At 65.7% G+C, this 17,508-nt stretch carries 12 protein-coding genes; 8 read left to right on the forward strand and 4 right to left on the reverse strand.

Annotated elements, in window-relative coordinates; genetic code table 11:
- Positions 1-130 precede the first annotated feature (130 nt).
- The 3 genes from AC6LJW_RS10065 (at position 131) to prpF (ending at position 4,748) form a co-directional block, all read left to right on the forward strand.
- On the forward strand, positions 131-865 hold the full coding sequence (locus AC6LJW_RS10065; protein ID WP_056559270.1) for a GntR family transcriptional regulator: 735 nt from the start codon (positions 131-133) through the stop codon (positions 863-865).
- A complete protein-coding gene (gene acnD / locus AC6LJW_RS10070) occupies positions 865-3,480 on the forward strand; it encodes a Fe/S-dependent 2-methylisocitrate dehydratase AcnD (RefSeq protein ID WP_056559273.1) in 2,616 nt (871 codons plus the stop codon). The genes AC6LJW_RS10065 and acnD overlap by 1 nt, the downstream gene beginning before the upstream one ends.
- Positions 3,481-3,563: 83 nt before the next feature.
- Positions 3,564-4,748, forward strand: coding sequence for a 2-methylaconitate cis-trans isomerase PrpF (gene prpF, locus AC6LJW_RS10075; protein ID WP_427984909.1), 1,185 nt, complete (start codon positions 3,564-3,566; stop codon positions 4,746-4,748).
- Between the two features lie 54 nt (positions 4,749-4,802).
- On the opposite strand, the gene AC6LJW_RS10080 is transcribed toward prpF, so the two are convergent.
- On the reverse strand, positions 4,803-6,467 hold the full coding sequence (locus tag AC6LJW_RS10080) for a type VI lipase adapter Tla3 domain-containing protein (protein ID WP_498087177.1): 1,665 nt from the start codon (positions 6,465-6,467) through the stop codon (positions 4,803-4,805).
- Positions 6,464-8,770, reverse strand: a complete 2,307-nt coding sequence (locus tag AC6LJW_RS10085; RefSeq protein WP_498087178.1) for a T6SS effector phospholipase Tle3 domain-containing protein — start codon at positions 8,768-8,770, stop codon at positions 6,464-6,466. The genes AC6LJW_RS10080 and AC6LJW_RS10085 overlap by 4 nt, the downstream gene beginning before the upstream one ends.
- A 354-nt stretch (positions 8,771-9,124) precedes the next feature.
- Between AC6LJW_RS10085 and AC6LJW_RS10090 the strand changes: the two genes are divergently transcribed.
- The gene (locus AC6LJW_RS10090; protein ID WP_498087179.1) at positions 9,125-10,972 is read left to right on the forward strand and encodes a methyl-accepting chemotaxis protein; all 1,848 of its coding nucleotides are present in this window, start codon (positions 9,125-9,127) and stop codon (positions 10,970-10,972) included.
- Between the two features lie 21 nt (positions 10,973-10,993).
- On the opposite strand, the gene AC6LJW_RS10095 is transcribed toward AC6LJW_RS10090, so the two are convergent.
- Together AC6LJW_RS10095 and AC6LJW_RS10100 are read right to left on the reverse strand one after the other, a co-directional pair.
- Positions 10,994-11,425 carry a PaaI family thioesterase gene (locus AC6LJW_RS10095; RefSeq protein ID WP_056559285.1) on the reverse strand — a complete coding sequence of 144 codons (432 nt, stop codon included), beginning with the start codon at positions 11,423-11,425 and terminating at the stop codon, positions 10,994-10,996.
- Between the two features lie 4 nt (positions 11,426-11,429).
- Positions 11,430-12,227: an IclR family transcriptional regulator gene (locus tag AC6LJW_RS10100; protein WP_082578751.1), complete on the reverse strand. Its 798-nt coding sequence runs from the start codon at positions 12,225-12,227 to the stop codon at positions 11,430-11,432.
- A gap of 168 nt (positions 12,228-12,395) precedes the next feature.
- On the opposite strand from AC6LJW_RS10100, the gene AC6LJW_RS10105 reads away from it, so the two are divergent.
- Genes AC6LJW_RS10105 through AC6LJW_RS10120 form a run of 4 tightly spaced genes read left to right on the forward strand, consistent with a single transcriptional unit; the run spans position 12,396 to position 17,441 of the window.
- Complete coding sequence (locus AC6LJW_RS10105; protein ID WP_498087180.1) at positions 12,396-13,973, forward strand: acetate--CoA ligase; 1,578 nt, start codon at positions 12,396-12,398, stop codon at positions 13,971-13,973.
- Between the two features lie 41 nt (positions 13,974-14,014).
- Positions 14,015-15,160, forward strand: a complete 1,146-nt coding sequence (locus tag AC6LJW_RS10110; RefSeq protein ID WP_056559293.1) for an FAS1-like dehydratase domain-containing protein — start codon at positions 14,015-14,017, stop codon at positions 15,158-15,160.
- A gap of 29 nt (positions 15,161-15,189) precedes the next feature.
- Positions 15,190-16,434: a CaiB/BaiF CoA transferase family protein gene (locus AC6LJW_RS10115; protein ID WP_056559296.1), complete on the forward strand. Its 1,245-nt coding sequence runs from the start codon at positions 15,190-15,192 to the stop codon at positions 16,432-16,434.
- A 41-nt stretch (positions 16,435-16,475) separates the two neighbouring features.
- On the forward strand, positions 16,476-17,441 hold the full coding sequence (locus AC6LJW_RS10120) for a Bug family tripartite tricarboxylate transporter substrate binding protein (RefSeq protein WP_498087181.1): 966 nt from the start codon (positions 16,476-16,478) through the stop codon (positions 17,439-17,441).
- The last annotated feature ends 67 nt before the right edge of the window (positions 17,442-17,508 follow it).

Here is a 17,508-nt window from a genome sequence, read left to right on the forward strand (position 1 = left end):
CTCCGGGCTTTTCATGCGATCAGGCCGCTTGCACCCGCGCCCTTGCCGGGAGTAAATTGTTGACAATTCAGCACGCCAATCGCGCTTTATTCCGAAAACACCCCCTTTGACGGAACGAATTGTCAACACCATGAGCAAAGTGCTCACCTTGCCAGGCGGGCAGGCGGCCGATGGCGCCCCCGTTGGCGAACCCCTCGGCGAAACCCTCTCGGACCACATCTTTCGCAAGATCCAGTCCGCCATCGTCAAGGGCGAGATCGCCCCGGGCAGCAAGATCTCCGAACCCGAGCTGGCGCGCATCCACGGCGTCAGCCGCGGTCCGCTGCGCGAGGCCCTGCACCGGCTGGAGGGCCAGAAGCTGCTGGTCCGCGTGCCGCACGCCGGCGCGCGCGTCGTTTCCCTGACGATCCAGGAACTGGTCGAACTCTACGAAATCCGCGAATCGCTGGAAGGCACCGCCTGCCGCCTGGCCGCCGACCGCATGCCGCCGTCGGAAATCGACGAACTGCGCGGCGTGCTGGAAGCGCACGAGCGCGACGAAGCCTTCCAGGCCGGCCTGGGCTACTACCAGCAGGAAGGGGATTACGATTTCCACTACCGCATCGTCAAGGGCAGCGGCAACCAGATGCTGTTCCGCATGCTCTGCGACGAGCTCTATCAGTTGGCGCGCATGTACCGCATCCAGTTTTCGACGACGCCCAACCGCCCGCGGCAGGCCTATGCCGAGCACCACCGGATTCTGGACGCCATCGCCGACGGCGACGGCGAGTTGGCTGAACTTCTGATGCGCCGGCACATCCGCGCATCCCGCATCAACATCGAACAACAGATCGCGCAAAGCACCCAACAGCGCACGGAGGCATGATGAACAAGTCGTACCGCAAGAACCTGCCCGGCACCCGCCTGGACTACTTCGATGCCCGCGCGGCCGTGGAGGCCATCGCGCCCGGCGCGTATGACGGCCTGCCCTACACGTCCCGCGTCCTGGCCGAAAACCTGGTGCGCCGGTGCGAGCCGGCACTGTTGACCGACGCGCTCAAGCAGTTGATCGAACGCCGCCGTGACCTGGACTTTCCGTGGTTTCCCGCGCGCGTGGTCTGTCATGACATCCTGGGCCAGACCGCGCTGGTGGACCTGGCGGGTCTGCGCGACGCCATCGCCGACAAAGGCGGCGACCCGGCCAAGGTCAACCCGGTGGTGCCGGTGCAGTTGATCGTGGACCACTCGCTGGCGGTGGAATACGATGGCAACGACCCGGACGCCTTCGCCAAAAACCGCGCGGTCGAAGACCGCCGCAACGAAGACCGCTTCCATTTCATCGACTGGACCAAGCAGGCCTTCGAGAACATCGAGGTCGTGCCGCCGGGCAACGGCATCATGCACCAGATCAACCTGGAGCGGATGTCGCCCGTCATTTACACGCAAAACGGCGTGGCCTTCCCCGACACGCTGGTCGGCACCGACAGCCACACCCCGCACGTGGACGCGCTGGGCGTCATCGCCATCGGCGTGGGCGGGCTGGAAGCCGAAAACGTCATGCTGGGCCGTGCGTCGTGGATGCGCCTGCCCGACATCGTCGGCGTCGAACTGTCCGGCCGCGCGCAACCCGGCATCACCGCCACCGACATCGTGCTGACGCTGACCGAATTCCTGCGCAAGGAAAAGGTGGTGGGCGCGTACCTGGAGTTCTACGGCGAAGGCGCGTCCAGCCTGACGCTGGGCGACCGCGCCACCATCTCGAACATGGCGCCCGAGTACGGCGCCACCGCGGCGATGTTCTCCATCGACCAGCAAACCATCGACTACCTGCGCCTGACCGGCCGCGAGGACGAGCAGATCGCCCTGGTGGAAAACTACGCCAAGACCGCCGGCCTGTGGTCCGACAGCCTGAAGACCGCCCAGTACGAGCGCGTGCTGCGCTTTGACCTGTCGACCGTCGTGCGCACGCTGGCCGGCCCGTCCAACCCGCATCGCCGCCTGCCGGTATCGGACCTGGCCGAGCGCGGCATCGCCGGCGTGGTCGAGAACCAGCCCGGCCTGATGCCCGACGGCGCCGTCATCATCGCCGCCATCACCAGCTGCACCAACACCAGCAACCCGCGCAACGTGATCGCCGCGGGCCTGTTGGCGCGCAACGCCAACCGCGCGGGCCTCGCGCGCAAGCCGTGGGTCAAGAGCTCGCTCGCGCCGGGATCCAAGGCCGTGCAGCTGTACCTGGAAGAAGCCGGCCTCACGCAGGATCTGGAACAGCTGGGTTTTGGCGTCGTGGCGTTTGCCTGTACCACGTGCAACGGCATGTCCGGCGCCCTGGACCCGAAGATCCAGCAGGAAATCATCGACCGCGATCTGTACGCGACCGCCGTGCTGTCCGGCAACCGCAACTTCGACGGCCGCATCCACCCGTACGCCAAGCAGGCCTTCCTGGCCTCGCCGCCGCTGGTCGTGGCGTACGCCATCGCCGGCACGATCCGCTTCGACATCGAGCGCGACGTGCTGGGCGTGGGCGCCGATGGCCGCGAGATCCGCCTGAAAGACATCTGGCCCAGCGACGAAGAGATCGACGCAATGGTCAAGTCGGCGGTCAAGCCCGAGCAGTTCCGCAAGGTCTACGCCCCCATGTTCGGCATCAAGGACGACCGCCAGGCCGCCGTCAGCCCGCTGTACGACTGGCGCCCGCAAAGCACGTACATCCGCCGTCCGCCGTACTGGGAAGGCGCGCTGGCCGGCGAGCGCACGCTGCGCGGCATGCTGCCCCTGGCCGTGCTGGGCGACAACATCACCACCGACCACCTGTCGCCGTCCAACGCCATCCTGATGGACAGCGCCGCGGGCGAATACCTGCACAAGATGGGCCTGCCGGAAGAAGACTTCAACTCGTACGCCACGCACCGCGGCGACCACCTGACCGCGCAGCGCGCCACGTTTGCCAATCCCAAGCTCTTTAACGAGATGGTCAAGAACGCCGACGGCGCGGTGCAGCAAGGCTCACTGGCGCGCGTGGAACCGGAAGGCCAGGTCATGCGCATGTGGGAAGCCATCGAGACCTACATGGACCGCAAGCAGCCGCTCATCATCGTGGCCGGCGCCGATTACGGCCAAGGCTCGTCGCGCGACTGGGCCGCCAAGGGCGTGCGCCTGGCCGGCGTGGAAGCCATCGTGGCCGAAGGCTTCGAGCGCATCCACCGCACCAACCTGATCGGCATGGGCGTGCTGCCGCTGGAGTTCAAGTCGGGCGTGAACCGCAAGACGCTGGCCCTGGACGGCACCGAAAGCTACGACGTCATCGGCGAGCGCAAGCCGCGCGCGGACATGACGCTTGTGATTCACCGCCGCAACGGCAGCACGGAGCAGGTGCCGGTGACGTGCCGCCTGGACACCGCCGAAGAAGTGTCCATCTACGAAGCCGGCGGCGTGCTGCAGCGCTTTGCGCAGGACTTCCTGGAAGCCGCCTCCGCGACGGACGCCGGCAAGCTGGCCTGACCGGCCGTTGTGCAGACCGGCGGGTGTGTGCAGCGCCCGCCGCCCTACTCCGATATTTCTGGACCGATATTTCAGGACGAAACATGGCACATGCACCCCAAACCAAGATCGCCGCCACCTACATGCGCGGCGGCACCAGCAAAGGCGTGTTCTTCAAGCTGGACGACCTGCCGGAATCGGCCCGCGTGCCGGGCGCCGCGCGCGACGCGCTGCTGCTTCGCGTGATCGGCAGCCCCGATCCCTACGGCAAGCAGATCGACGGCATGGGCGCCGCTACGTCCAGCACCAGCAAGACCGTCATCGTCGCCAAAAGCACGCGCCCGGATCATGACGTGGACTACCTGTTCGGCCAGGTCTCCATCGACCAGCCGTTCGTGGACTGGAGCGGCAACTGCGGCAACCTGTCCGCCGCGGTCGGCCCCTTTGCCATCACCAATGGCTTGGTCGACCCGGCCCGCATTCCCCAGGACGGCATCGCAGTGGTGCGGATCTGGCAGGCCAACATCCAGAAGACCATCGTCGCGCACGTGCCCATCACCGGCGGCGCGGTGCAGGAAACCGGCGACTTCGAACTGGACGGCGTGACCTTCCCCGCCGCGGAACTGCGTCTGGAATTCATGGACCCCGCCGAAGAAGGCGACGGCGGTTCCATGTTCCCCACCGGCAATCTGGTCGACAACCTGGAAGTGCCCGGCGTCGGCACGTTCAAGGCCACGATGATCAACTCCGGCATTCCCACGATCTTCCTGGAAGCCGACGCGCTGGGCTACAGCGGCACGGAACTGCAGGATGCCATCAACGGCGACGCCGCCGCCCTGTCGCGCTTCGAGACCATCCGCGCCCACGGCGCGCTGCGCATGGGCCTCATCAAGGACCTTGCCGAGGCCGCCAGCCGCCAGCACACGCCCAAGATCGCCTTCGTCGCCCCAGCCAAGGAGTACATTTCCTCCAGCGGCAAGAAGGTCGGCACGGGCGACATCGACGTGCTGGTGCGTGCGCTGTCCATGGGCAAGCTGCATCACGCCATGATGGGAACGGCGTCCGTCGCCATTGCCACTGCAGCAGCCGTGCCCGGCACGCTGGTGAACCTGGCGGCCGGCGGCGGCGAGCGCGACAACGTCTGCTTTGGTCATCCGTCGGGCACGTTGCGTGTCGGCGCGCAGGCGCAGCTGGTGGATGGTGACTGGAAGGTGACCAAGGCCATCATGAGCCGCAGTGCACGCGTGCTGATGGAAGGCCGGGTGCACGTGCCGCGCGAGGGGTTCTGATCAGAGGGGTTGGATAGACCTCTGCAATGCGATCCAGCGGCGGCAAGGCGCGCATCACTGCTTGTCCACGTCGGGTAGATCCGCACTGGGCGCTGAAGCAATGAACGCATCAAGCAACCGCTGTTCATACGCCACTTTGGCCGGATCGATATAGGGCTCGGGTGCCGGCTTGTTGCGCTGGCTTTCGTGCACCAGGCTGGCAAACTGCTCCTTGAATTCAGGCGACGGCGCTTCGCTGTACTTCGAGTGCTGCGGCCGCAGCTTGACGTCGAAGGGATCGCTTTCCGGCTTCTGGCCGGGCGTTGTCGAGGTGATCGCAATCACCGTGGCCTTGCCGCGCTGGCGCAGCGGCATCACCACGCTGGTGTCGGCGTTCAGATAGCTTCCCATCGTCGCCAGCGCAATGCCCACAAAAGGCGAGGAGGCGCCGGTGTCGCCCAATCGCTGCGTGAGGTCATAGCTCTGCATAGAGTCCAAGGGATCCAACGTGCTTTGCGCGGCGGCCAGCGCTGGCGCCAGGTCGGCCAGCCCGCCCGTCGGGCTGCCGGTGTCGTAGAACACGCGGGCGGGCGCATCGATGATTCCCATGGTGGCCCGCTGCCAAGCGCTGGCCAGCGCCGCCTGGCGAGCCTGGTCTTTCAAGGGCTTGCCGGTCCGGTCGTCCTCCATTAGAGAAACCTCCACCGGCCGATGCAGTTGCGCAAGCACTTGCAGCCGGTCCCACTGCTTGAAGCCCTGCTCCGTGATGGGTTCGGGAAACGAGGGCGTTGGCCTGAACGCCTTGGGCGGCTGGCGCTTCCAGCCGGTGAAGGCCGGATCGATGTCGTTTCGGGCATTGGGTTTGGTGTACGGCGCATAGGCGCGCAACCAGTTCAATCGTTCGGGGCGCGCCACGATCATCGCGACCACCGCGTCGGTCAGTTCGCCAGGCTGGCGCGGTCCCGTGCCTACGCCGATCGGAGGTTTGTGACGCTGGCTCAAGACGCGGGCGATGTTGTAGCCTTCTACCGAGTACACGAGCAGCGCGGGCATGTCCGGATTAGCCTCGAACAGTCGGAACAGATGTTCCACTACGAACTCCGGCGTAGTGTTGCAGACCCCCGCCGGATCCAATTGCCGGATTTTGTGCCAATGCATGCCGGCCGGGGCTCTTTGATTGTTCGCCATATTTTTCAGCATTCGAGAGACGCGATCTGGGGGAACCCGAAGGTCGTCCGCATTCGGGTCATAGTCTCGAACAACCGTCAGCGTCGGTATTGGCCAGCGTTCAGGAAAGCCCTGCAGCCCAAGTTCCAACGCGTGCGACATTCGCATCTCCCAAGCCATATCCTTGAGATCCGCCAGAACCGGATAACGCTCGGGGTCCATCGGCAAGATAGTTCCCACGTGCAAGGCCTGAGGCTGTGCATTGTTCTGCGCCTGCAGATGTGCCCACGCCTGGCCCTGGCGGTACACGTCAAGGCTAAGCCCAACGCGGACAATATCGAGTGTGGCCAGGCGTGCGCTTGGCAGAGGGGCTTGCGTGGTGGTCATGATGGATCCCTGCGTGGATGTTGGAGCCTGTTGATCGAGGAGGTGGTAATCATTCGGCACGGGCGGCAACGGACACGCGATGTCGGCAAGTGGCCAAGCCTGCAGCGGCGGCGCGCCAACCACGGGTGTGCCGGACAGTGCGGCGAGCAACAAGGGAATGACGGTGACAGGTTTGAAATGCTTCATGCCGCGTTCTCTTTGCAGGACTGGGATTGGCGGCCGAAGAGGACATCGCCCACCGTCTGACTTATCACTGCAGTCGGGCGTTGCGCGCTAGCGGCAACCGTCGGCAAAAGACCCGTCTTCCGATATTCGTCCGTGTCGTTTATCAAAGCCCTTCGATCGGTAGGCTCTTCGTTGTAGAAGCGAAGCGACACGGCATCTGGCGGCTGCTCGTCGGACATTTCTTGATTGCGCTGACCGCCAAACTCCTCCCACCCCAACCGCCAATCCGCCACCCGACACAAATACGTATAAAACTCCTCATCATCGATGCTGCGCGCCTGACCCAATGCCAGGTCATAGGCCAGCGCGCGCCGGCTGTGCTCCTTGTTCATCGGGATGGCGGAATGAAACGAGTACGCGTTTTGCTCGGCCCTGTTGGCATTCATGCGACGCCGGCGCGCCTCGTTCGGGCTCTCCTGGTAGTTCACCCAAAAGCGCCGGCCGCCCTTATAGGACGCGAAGGTGATTCGGTGCCAGTCGGCGGCCCATTCGTTGTTGTCCGGCGCCTTATAAGGATTACGCGCGGGATCGTTCAAGCCGGTCAGTTGCGCCTCCAATTCCGGGGCTAACGCCATGGCCCGCGCCTGATTTCGATGCGCCGCCGTCAGGGGCCCAGCGCTTTCCGGCAGGTCGACCAAACGCGATCCCAGATGGTTGATGCCTCCATTGGTCACGGCAATCGAGGCGTCGATCGGATCATCCGGTGCGTAGACAGGCGCGATTCCGCCTGACGCCTGACTGGAATCGCGCGCCCCGTGTGCGCCAAAGTCTGCGTCGAAAGCACGTGGTAGCGCAGGCGCGTTGATTTGGATCGCCTGCCCGGTCGCGAAACTTGCCTGGGCCATCTTCTGAACGCCTCCCAGCGCCGTGCCTTCCCACGTCGACTCACCGTTCGCGAGCAATTCATAGGTATAAGCCGGCGGCATTCCCACCCGGTGCCGACCAGCCTCGCGTTCGCGGATGGTGAAGACCCGCTGGAAGAATCTGGACCCGAGTGCCGCGAGCGCCGGCACGGTTCTTTCAAGGGCACGCCTTTTCTCGGGGAGGATCTGGCGCGACGTCTCGGCCGTGCAAGTGAGCTGGGAGCGCTCTGGCACAAGCTCCATAATCGACACCATGTTCGCAACACCCTGCCAACCGATTCCTTGCACACTGCTCATGCCCACGGTTTGATCTTCGGGCGAGAAGTACAAGTAGACATTGCCGCGGTTGTCCCGCTCGGTAAAACTCACCGCCAGGCCATCCAACGTGGTCCCGCATTGGTCGCCCGTCCAGCGCAGCCCCCCAATGCACGCGGACTTGACCGGGTCCGCCATGTCCGCCATGGCGGGCATCGTGTTGGGCCGGCTGCCCAAGAATTGCGTAATGTTGGCGAGCGTCTGCAGACGGGCGAGCGTGGTCTGCTGGTTGTGGTACACGAGTGTGTTTTCAAGAAAGGTCTCGACGAGGCTGTAGGGCGAACTCATCATCACCAGTGCATCGATCGGCCGCTCGCCCTCATCCTTGAGAAACGCATTGGCCAGCAACGTGATCAAGGTTCCCTGGCTGTGGCCCACGACATTGATGGAGTCGTTCAAGCCGTCGCTCCCGCTCTGACCCTTGTAGCCGCGAATGGTCTTCACCAGCGCCGTAAGTCGCAACGCGGCCAGCACCATGTATCGGCGGGCTGGCGCGGGCATCAGCGGGTGGCCGGGTGATCCGAAAACCGGATTGACCGGCATGGCCCCGAGTAGCCTTCCCGAGAATCCGGGCCCAAACATGTCAGGAATATTTGTCGTGGCATTGGCGAACATCCCGCCTTGCTTGATGCCGTCCTTGTCCAGCCGGTTGCCGAAGCGGTCCAGCCATTCGCCATGCGTCGTTCTCTTGTTGATGGCTCGCTCTTCCTCGCGGAAACCCCAGTAAAAAGGAATGACCACGCTGCGCGAGCGACCACCCAGCTTGCCTGCCAACGGCAGGCGGCGGTAGTACGCCACGTCGGGTAAATCGGCTGCGCCATTGTCATCCTTCGGCGATGTGTAGATCGCCGGATTCAGCGCCGCCATGTTGCGTCCGCCCCGCGCCGTGGTCAGATGATCCAGCCGTTCGTTCAGCCCCTCGCATATTCCCTCCTCCTGGTCGGCATACGAGCCCGCCAGATCGTTGACGCCATGGATCAGGATGACAATGCAGGGCTTGGGTTGCTGTATCTGCGCATAGGCCGGGCCGGCGTCGGGGGCCACCAACGCTTTGGTTTGCCCCGTCAGGGGAATGTGGTGGGTCATCGATCTGCTTTCCTCGAGTGGCGATAGCGAGTTGAGTAGAGAGACGGCCACGCGCCTGCTCGTCGACTCTTCTGTAAGGGCGGGTAGACGGCTTTGGTTGGCCGCGTCGAGTTCAGGAGGCCGTGGGGCGAATTCCAGCCGGCAACAGAAAAGTTTCCGTTAAACGGGGTCTGTTGAACCTAAGGAATTTTCGAAAGTGCGGTGTTCGTCGTTGATTGCGACGGGTCGGATCAAAGTTCTTGATCCCATCCCTAAAGTCGCCGCTTCCGCCTGCCGTTAGCGGATTGCGGCCGGGGATTTCCAGGCCGACTAGCAACCCGCTGGCCCTCCGGCCCGCGTATCCAGTAAACGAGCATGAAGATAACGTCGCTGCGCAACCGCATTTTGCTTATTACCTGCTTTACGGTGGTGGGAGCGCTTACGCTCTCGGGCCTCATCACCTACCAGATCGTGCGCGACAACATGATGTCAACCATCGCCGCGACCCTGAACGCCGTGGCCTCCGGCAACGCCAGCGCCATCGAGCGCTGGTCGGCGGACAAGGCGCAGGCCGTCGACGCCACGGCGAAGGTGGTCGAAAAAGGCGATCCCCGGGGCCTGACCAAGCTCATGGGCGAGACCAACGGCTTTCCCATCACCACCGTCGGCTGGTCCGACAAGACCTTCTTTTCCACCACCAAGACCGCGGCGGATTACGACCCGACCGCGCGGCCCTGGTACAAAAGCGCCGTGTCCGCCGGCAAGCTGACGATCACCAAGCCCTACGGGGACTCCAGCACCGGCGTGCTGTACGTGGCGTTCACCGCCCCGATGATCCGCGACGGCCAGACGACTGGCGTGCTGAGCGGCGCCGTGCCGCTGGATGGCGTGAAGGACATCATCAAGGCCATCCACCCCACTCCGTCCAGCAGCGCGTTTGTGCTGGGCACGGACGGCCATGTGATTTCGCACCTGAACGACAAGCTGGCCCTGAAGGCGTCGACCGACATCGCCCCGGGCCTGACCACCGACGCGATCGCGGCAATGGCCCGCGACGGCGCCGCGCCTGTCGAGATCGTGCTGGACGGCGCGCAGAAACTGCTGAAGGCGCGCCGCATTCCCGGCACGGACTGGTATCTGGTCGTGGCGCTGGACAAGACCGAAGCCACCGTCGGCCTGACGCAGGTGCTGCACGCGACGCTGATCTCGCTGGTGGTCCTGACGCTGGTGGCCGTGGCCATCGCCAGCGTGATCACGTCGCGCGCCTTCAAGCGCCTGTCCGCCGTGCGCGACGCCATGGACACGATCGGCTCGGGCGACGGTGACATGACGCACCGCCTGGCCGTGGTCGGCCACGACGAAGTCGCGCAGATTTCGGCCTCGTTCAACGCCTTCGTGGAGAAGATCACCCACGTCATGCGCGAAGTGCGCAGCGGCGTGCATTCGATGAGCGCCGCCACGCGCGAGATCGACATGGGCAACCGCGACCTGTCGCAGCGCACGGAAACATCGGCCGCATCCCTGGAAGAGACATCCTCTGCGCTGACCGAGCTGGCCTCCAGCGTGCGCCAGACCGAGGAAACCGCCGAGCACGCGACGCGACTGGCCGACGAGGCCAGCGCGGTTGCCGCCCGCGGCGGCCAGGTGGTGAAGGACGCCGTCACCACCATGGACGAGATCTCGCAATCGTCGCAGCGCATCACCGAGATCATTCGCGTGATCGACGGCATCGCGTTCCAGACCAACATCCTGGCGCTGAACGCGGCTGTCGAGGCCGCGCGTGCCGGCGAACAGGGCCGCGGCTTTGCGGTCGTGGCGGGCGAAGTGCGCACGCTGGCGCAACGCAGCGCGTCGTCCGCGCAAGAGATCAAGACGCTGATCGAGGCGTCGGTGCAGAACGTGAAGAGCGGCACGCAACGCGTGCAGGCCGCCGGTTCGACCATGACCGAGATCGTTGACGGCATCAACCGCGTGCAGCGGATGGTGAGCGAGATCCACGGCGCCATGGCCGAGCAAAGCACGGGGCTGGGGCAGATCGACCGCTCGGTCGCCGACATGGACCAGGCCACGCAGCAGAATGCCGCGCTGGTCGAGCAATCGACGGCGGCTTCCGGCATGTTGAGCGATCAGGCGCGTGTGTTGGCCGATGCGGTTGCGCGATTCAAGCTGCGCGAGGAAGAGACGGCCAGCGTAGGCCGCCTGATCGCGCTGCCGCAGGGTTGATCCGAATAGTCCGGCGCGGGGTTACCCCGCCGCCGGACCGATCTGCTTGAGGACGGCCACAGCAGTCGCAATGACCTGCCCGTCCGTGCTCAAGTCCCCCTGCATGAACACCAGCGACGACGTGGCCCGCACCACGCGGCCGCGCACTTCCAGAAACTGTCCTTCGCGCGCCGCCGCCAGAAAATGCGTGTCCAGCTGCACGGTCACGCAGGCGCGGCGGCCCAGCGCTTCCCACGCGATGGCGCTGACGCCGTGGTCCAACAGCGCGGTCAGCAATCCGCCATGCACCACGCCGGCGGGATTCAGATGGTCCGCGGTGGTCTGAAGGCCATAGGCCCAACCGTCTTCCTCCTTGCGCACCCACAACGGGCCGATCAAGCCCGCAAATCCCGGCAGCGTGCGCTTGCGCCACCCGGGCGGGACGGCGGAATCGTCAGCGGAAGGCGTGTTCATGCGATCAGCTCCGGGCAGCCATCAGTTGCGACAACGCGCGCGCCTCGCCCTGCAGTTCCGCCGCCAGCGATTCCACGCGCGCGGCATCGAGCTGTTCGGCCAAACCCGCGGCAACCAAGGCATGCGTCAGGCGCGGATGGCTGTCGAACACCGGCACCGCGATCACGACGACGCCGTTGATGTAGTTGTTGCGGTCGACGCTGTAGCCCTGCCGGCGCACGGCATCCACGTCGGCTTTCCAGACCGCGAACTCGGGCGCCTGATCCCAGCGCAAGGCCTTGAAGCGACGCTCCAGTTCCTTGTCCGATAGATCCGAAAACGCGGCAACCAACCGGCCCGTCGCGCTGATCAGCGCCGGAAAGCGGCTGCCCACGTCCACATGCAGCCGGAACGGCGCATTGGATCGCGACAGCGCCAGCACCACCATGTGATCGCTGCCGGCTACCTCGACGCCGATCGCGGTGACGCTGGCCGCGTTGGCAATGCGATCCAGCACCGGCTGCGCCAGCGCGGGAAACGGGTTGCTTTCGATCACGCTGCGCGCCAGCGTCAGCATGCCCACGCCCAGGCTGTAGCGCTTGGCGCCGGGATCGACCTTCACCAGGCCTTCTTCCACCAGGACGCGAAGAATGTGCAGGCAGGTGCTGGTCACCATGCCCAGTTCCTGCGAGATGGCCTTCAACGTCATGGGCTCGCCGCCCCGGCCCAAGAGGCGCAGGATCGCGATCGATCGCGTCACGGCCGGCACCGGCCGCACGCGCGGACCGGCGGCGGCAAGTTCCGGGCTACTGGTTTCACTCATCGGTTTCTCCGTTTTTATTGCGGCAAGCATACCGTGCGGCGCGGCCGATGCGGGCGCTCCCCACTGCCCTTTAATTGTCTATGTACAATTTATAAACGTCATTGACAATTTAATTTGCGGCGCGCATAGTGGATTCCACAGGATGCCGATCCACACAGGTACGACGAAATGACGAAGCTGACCGATACCCTTTCTTACGCGGACGCCCAGGCGCTTTGCGCCTCGGACAAGCTCTGGGAGCTGTTCGATGGCAACCGCGAAACCATGAACATCGCGCACGAGTGCATCGACCGGCACGCGGACAAGGCCGAGCCGGCGATCATCCTGGTGCGCGCCGCAGGCGGGGACGAGACCTACTCATTCCGCCAGATCGCCGAGGAATCCTCGCGCTTCGCCCACTACCTGGTTGAGCAGGGCATCCGCGCCGGCGACCGCGTCGCCGTCATGCTGGAACCGTCGCTGCCGTTCTACGTGGCCATGTTCGGCGCCATGAAGATGGGCGCCATCGCCGTGCCGCTCTTCACGCTGTTCGGCCCCGACGGCATCCGGCTGCGCGTGCAGGACTGCCGGCCGCGCATGCTGGTGACCAACGCCGAAAAGGCCCCGCTTGCCGCCGGCGGCGAAGACATGCGCGTGGTCATTGCCGACGACGCCTTCCTCGGCTCGCTGGCCGGATACCCGTCCCATTACGAATGCCGCACGCGCGCCGACGATCTGGCTATCTTCCAGTACACGTCGGGCACCACGCGCGAGCTGCCCGACGCCGTCAAGCACACGCACCGCGCCCTCGTCACGCTGATGCTGGCCGCGCTGTACGGCACCGGCATCCGTCCCGGCGACCGCTACATGTGCCCGTCGTCGCCCGCGTGGGGCCACGGTCTGTGGCACGGCACGCTGGCGCCGCTGGCCCTGGGCGTCACCATTGGCGCGTATGCCGGCAAGTTCAACGCCGAACGCCTGCTGCAGGCCTTGCAGGACCATCGTTTCACCAACATCTCCGCCGCCGCCACCCACTACCGGATGATGCGCAACAGCGGCGCGGCCGGACGCTATCGCTATCACCTGGACAAGGTGTCCTTCACCGGCGAGCCCATCGACAGCGAGACCGCCGCCTTCGTCGAAGCGACCTTCGGCCGGCCCGTCTGCAGCATGTACGGCACGACGGAAATCGGGGTGTGCCTCGTCAACTATCCCGGCGCGCCGGACTTCACCGTCAAGGCCGGCTCGCTGGGCAAGCCCGTGCCCGGACTGCGCGTGGAAGTGCAGGACCCCAACGGCCAGCCCTGCGCGCCCGGCGAAACCGGCGAACTCAAGCTGTGGCGCCGCGACGCCTGGGTCGCCACCAAGGACCTGGGGCGCGTCGACGAAGACGGCTACTTCTGGCACGGCGGCCGCGCCGACGACGTCATCATCTCGGCCGGCTGGACCATGAGCGCCGTCGAAATCGAAGACGCCATCCTCAAGCACCGCGACGTGGCGGAGGCCGCAGCGATCGGCGTGCCCGACCCGCTACGCGGCCAGGTCGTCAAGGCCTTCGTGGTGTCGGCACGCCCCGGCGACGACGCCTTCGTGCAGGAAATCCAGGACGCCGTGCGCAGCCGCCTGGCGCAGCACGAGTACCCGCGCCAGGTGGTGTTCGTGGCTGAACTGCCCAAGACGCCCGCGGGAAAGATCCATCGCAGGAAATTGCGGGAGCAAGAGCTTGCCACCGCTGACACCACGCCCGCCGGCGCCGCCCACGCCTAGGGCTACCCGGCACAGGCCACCTCTCAAACCCAGGAGACATCATGCTGACCCAGACCAAGACCGAACGCAGCTTTCCCAAGATCACCGAACGCGGGCTGGACGAGCTGCGCGAACGCATTGGCGTGAAGATCGGCGCCACCGCCGAGCCGTGGTGCTACGAGGCCACGCGCGACAACATCCGCCACTACGCCCACGGCATCGGCGACGACAATCCGCTGTGGTCGGACCCGGAATACGCGGCCAAGACCCAGCACGGCGGAATCATCGCGCTGCCCAGCTTCCTGTTTGCGACCAGCCGCATCGTGTCCGGCTACGTGGGCGGGCTGCCCGGCGTGCACGCCATGTGGTCGGGTGCGGACTGGACCTGGCACAAGACGGTCAAGCGCAACGACACCATTTCCACCGAAGCGCACCTGAAGAACCTGATCGAACACCAGACCCGCTTTGCGGGCCGTGCCGTGCAGCAGATCTATCACGTGGACTTCTTCAACCAGGACGGCGACAAGGTTGCCGAGGCCGACAGCTGGTGCTTTCGCACCGAACGCGACCACGCGCGTGAACAGGGCAGCAAGTACGCGGAAGTCCGCGCCCGCGAGCCGCGCCGCTACAGCCCCGAGGAAATCAAGGAAGCCTACAAGCTCTACGCGCAGGAAGAAGTGCGCGGCGCCACGCCCCGCTACTGGGAAGACGTGAAGGAAGGCGAGGAACTGCCCGTGATGTTCAAGGGCCCGATGACGGTCACCGGCTTCATCGCCTTCGCGCAGGGCTGGGGCGGCCTGTATATCCGCGCCAACAAGCTGGCGTGGCAGCTCATCGACGCGCATCCGGGCGTGGGCATCACCAACCGCTTCGGCATTCCCGACGTGCCCGAGCGCGTCCACTGGGAAGAAGACTTCGCGCTGGAAGTCGGCGCGCCCGGCGCCTACGACTACGGTCCCGAGCGCAACTCGTGGCTGACCCATCACCTCACCAACTGGATGGGCGACGCCGGATTCCTGCGCAAGTCCACGTGCAAGATCCGCCGCCATAACCCCGAGGGCGACATGCTGTTCTTCAAGGGCAAGGTGGTCCGCAAGTACGTGGAGGACGGCCGTCACCTGGTCGAGATCGAACAGGAAGCGCGCAACCAGGACGACGAGCTTTCCGTGCTGGGGTCCGGTGTGGTCGAATTGCCTACCCGCGCCTGACCGGCGGCAACCCCAAGACGAGGTGGGCGATGTCTGATTCATCGGAACATGCTGCACCCTGCCCCGAGGCCCGTCCGCGGGGCGCGCTGGACGGCCTGCGCGTCATCGACCTGTCGCGCGTCCTGGCCGGCCCGCTGTGCACGCAGATGCTGGCGGACCAGGGCGCGGACGTCATCAAGGTCGAGCCGCCCGGCGGCGACGAGACGCGCACGCTGGGCCCGCCGGTCAACGAGGACGGCGACGCCGCCTACTTCACCGCCGTCAACCGCGGCAAGCGCGCCATCGGGCTGGACCTGTCCAAACCCGCCGGCCGCGACGTACTGCTGGCGTTGCTGGCCGACGCCGACGTGCTGATCGAGAACTTCATCCCGGGCACGATGGCCAGGTGGGGCCTGGACTACGAGGCGGACTTGAAACCCCGCTTTCCCCAACTCATCCACTGCGCCATCACGGGCTTTGGCGATGACGGGCCGCTGGGCGGCATGCCCGGCTACGACGCCGTGCTGCAGGCCATGTGCGGCTTGATGAGCATCAACGGCGATCCGGCCGGCGGACCCACCCGCATCGGCGTGCCCATCGTCGACCACCTGACGGGCTACACCGCGCAGTCCGGCATCCTGCTGGCGCTGTATCACCGGGCGCGCACCGGTCTTGGCCAGCGGGTCGAGGTCACCTTGTTCGACACCGCGCTCAGCCTGCTGGTGCCGCATGCCGCGAACTGGATGCACACCGACCAGACGCCGGGCCTCTTGGGCAGCGCGCATCCCAACATCGCGCCATATGACCGCTATGCCTGCCGCGACGGCGAGGTCTTTCTGGGCGTCGTCAACGACCGCCAGTTTCGCCGCTTTTGCGATTACGCGGGCCTGGCGTCATTGCCGGACGATCCGCGCTTTGCCACCAACCGCGCGCGGCTGACAAATCGCGACGCGTTGCGGGACGCAATCGAAAGCGCCCTGGCGTCGCGTCCGCGCGACGCGTTGTGTGCGGAACTGATGAAGCTTGGCGTACCCGCCGGCCCGGTCAATAGCGTGCCAGAAGCCTTTGCGCAGGCGCACACCGCGCACCGCGGCATGCGCGTCGATCGCGCCGGCTATCACGGCATCGGTTCCGCAGTGCGGCTGTCGCAAGCGCCCGCGCGCGTGGACAGGCTGCCGCCCGCCTATGCGCAGCACACCGTCGAAGTCCTCCGGGAGGCCGGCTTCGGCGACTCACAGATCGCGGCGTTGCAGGAACAGGGCATCCTGCCGCGATGGCCGCCTCCCAAGCCCTAGCCGCACCCCATGCAGCCATATATAAAAACGAGGAGACCACCATGAAGACCTTACGCCTGATCGCCGCGCTCGCGGCGCCGCTGCTGTTTGCGCAGCCCGCCGCGGCCGCCGACAGTTATCCCTCCAAACCCGTCAAGATCATCGTCCCCTACCAGGCCGGCCAAGGCACCGACGTCGCCGCCCGCTACCTGGCCGAGTACCTGGCCCGCGACCTGGGCCAACCCTTCATCGTGGAGAACCGCCCGGGTGCGGGCGGCAACATCGGCGCATCCGAAGCCGCGCGCGCCGCGCCGGACGGCTACACGCTGCTGATGGGCACCAACGGCACGCACGTGCTGAACCAGTACATGTACGCGTCCACCAACTTCGATCCGGAGAAGGACTTCGCGCCGGTCATGCTGGTCAGCTCGTTTCCCATGGTGCTGCTGACGACGCCGTCCTCGCCCTACGCCAGCCTGGCCGACCTGCGCAATGCGTCCAATGCCAAGCCCGACAGCGTCAACGTCGGCATGCCCAGCACCACCGCGCGCCTCGTGTACGAACTGCTCAAGCAGCAAGGCGTCAACAGCGTCCGCGGCATTCCCTACAAGGGCTCGGCCACCGCCACCACGGACCTGTTGGGCGGCCAGGTGCAGGTCGGCATCGACACGGTCAGCGCCGCGCGCTCGTTCATCACCAGCGGCAAGCTGCGTCCGCTGGCGGTGACCTCGTTGAAGGAGTCAGCCCTGTTGCCTGGCGTACCGTCGGTGGCGGGACAGGGGCTGGATGGGTTTCAGGTGATCGCATGGAACGGCCTGTATGCGCCGAAGGGCACGCCGCCGGCGGCGATCAAGCGGCTCAATGATGACCTGTCCAAGATCCTGGCGCGTCCGGAAGTGAGGCAGAAGCTGCTGGATCTGGGCCATGAACCGGGCGGCGGTACGCCCGAGGAACTGGCCGCGTTTGCACGCAGCGAACGGCAGAAGTGGCAACCGCTGATCGAGCAGGCAGGGCTGAAGGCGGAGTAAGTTCGGCATGTCCTCCAACTATTAGCCATGCCACGCGGCGCAGGCCGATCCGCTGCGCCGCGACTGC

The sequence above is a fragment of the Achromobacter sp. 1012554356 genome, from assembly GCF_059760815.1.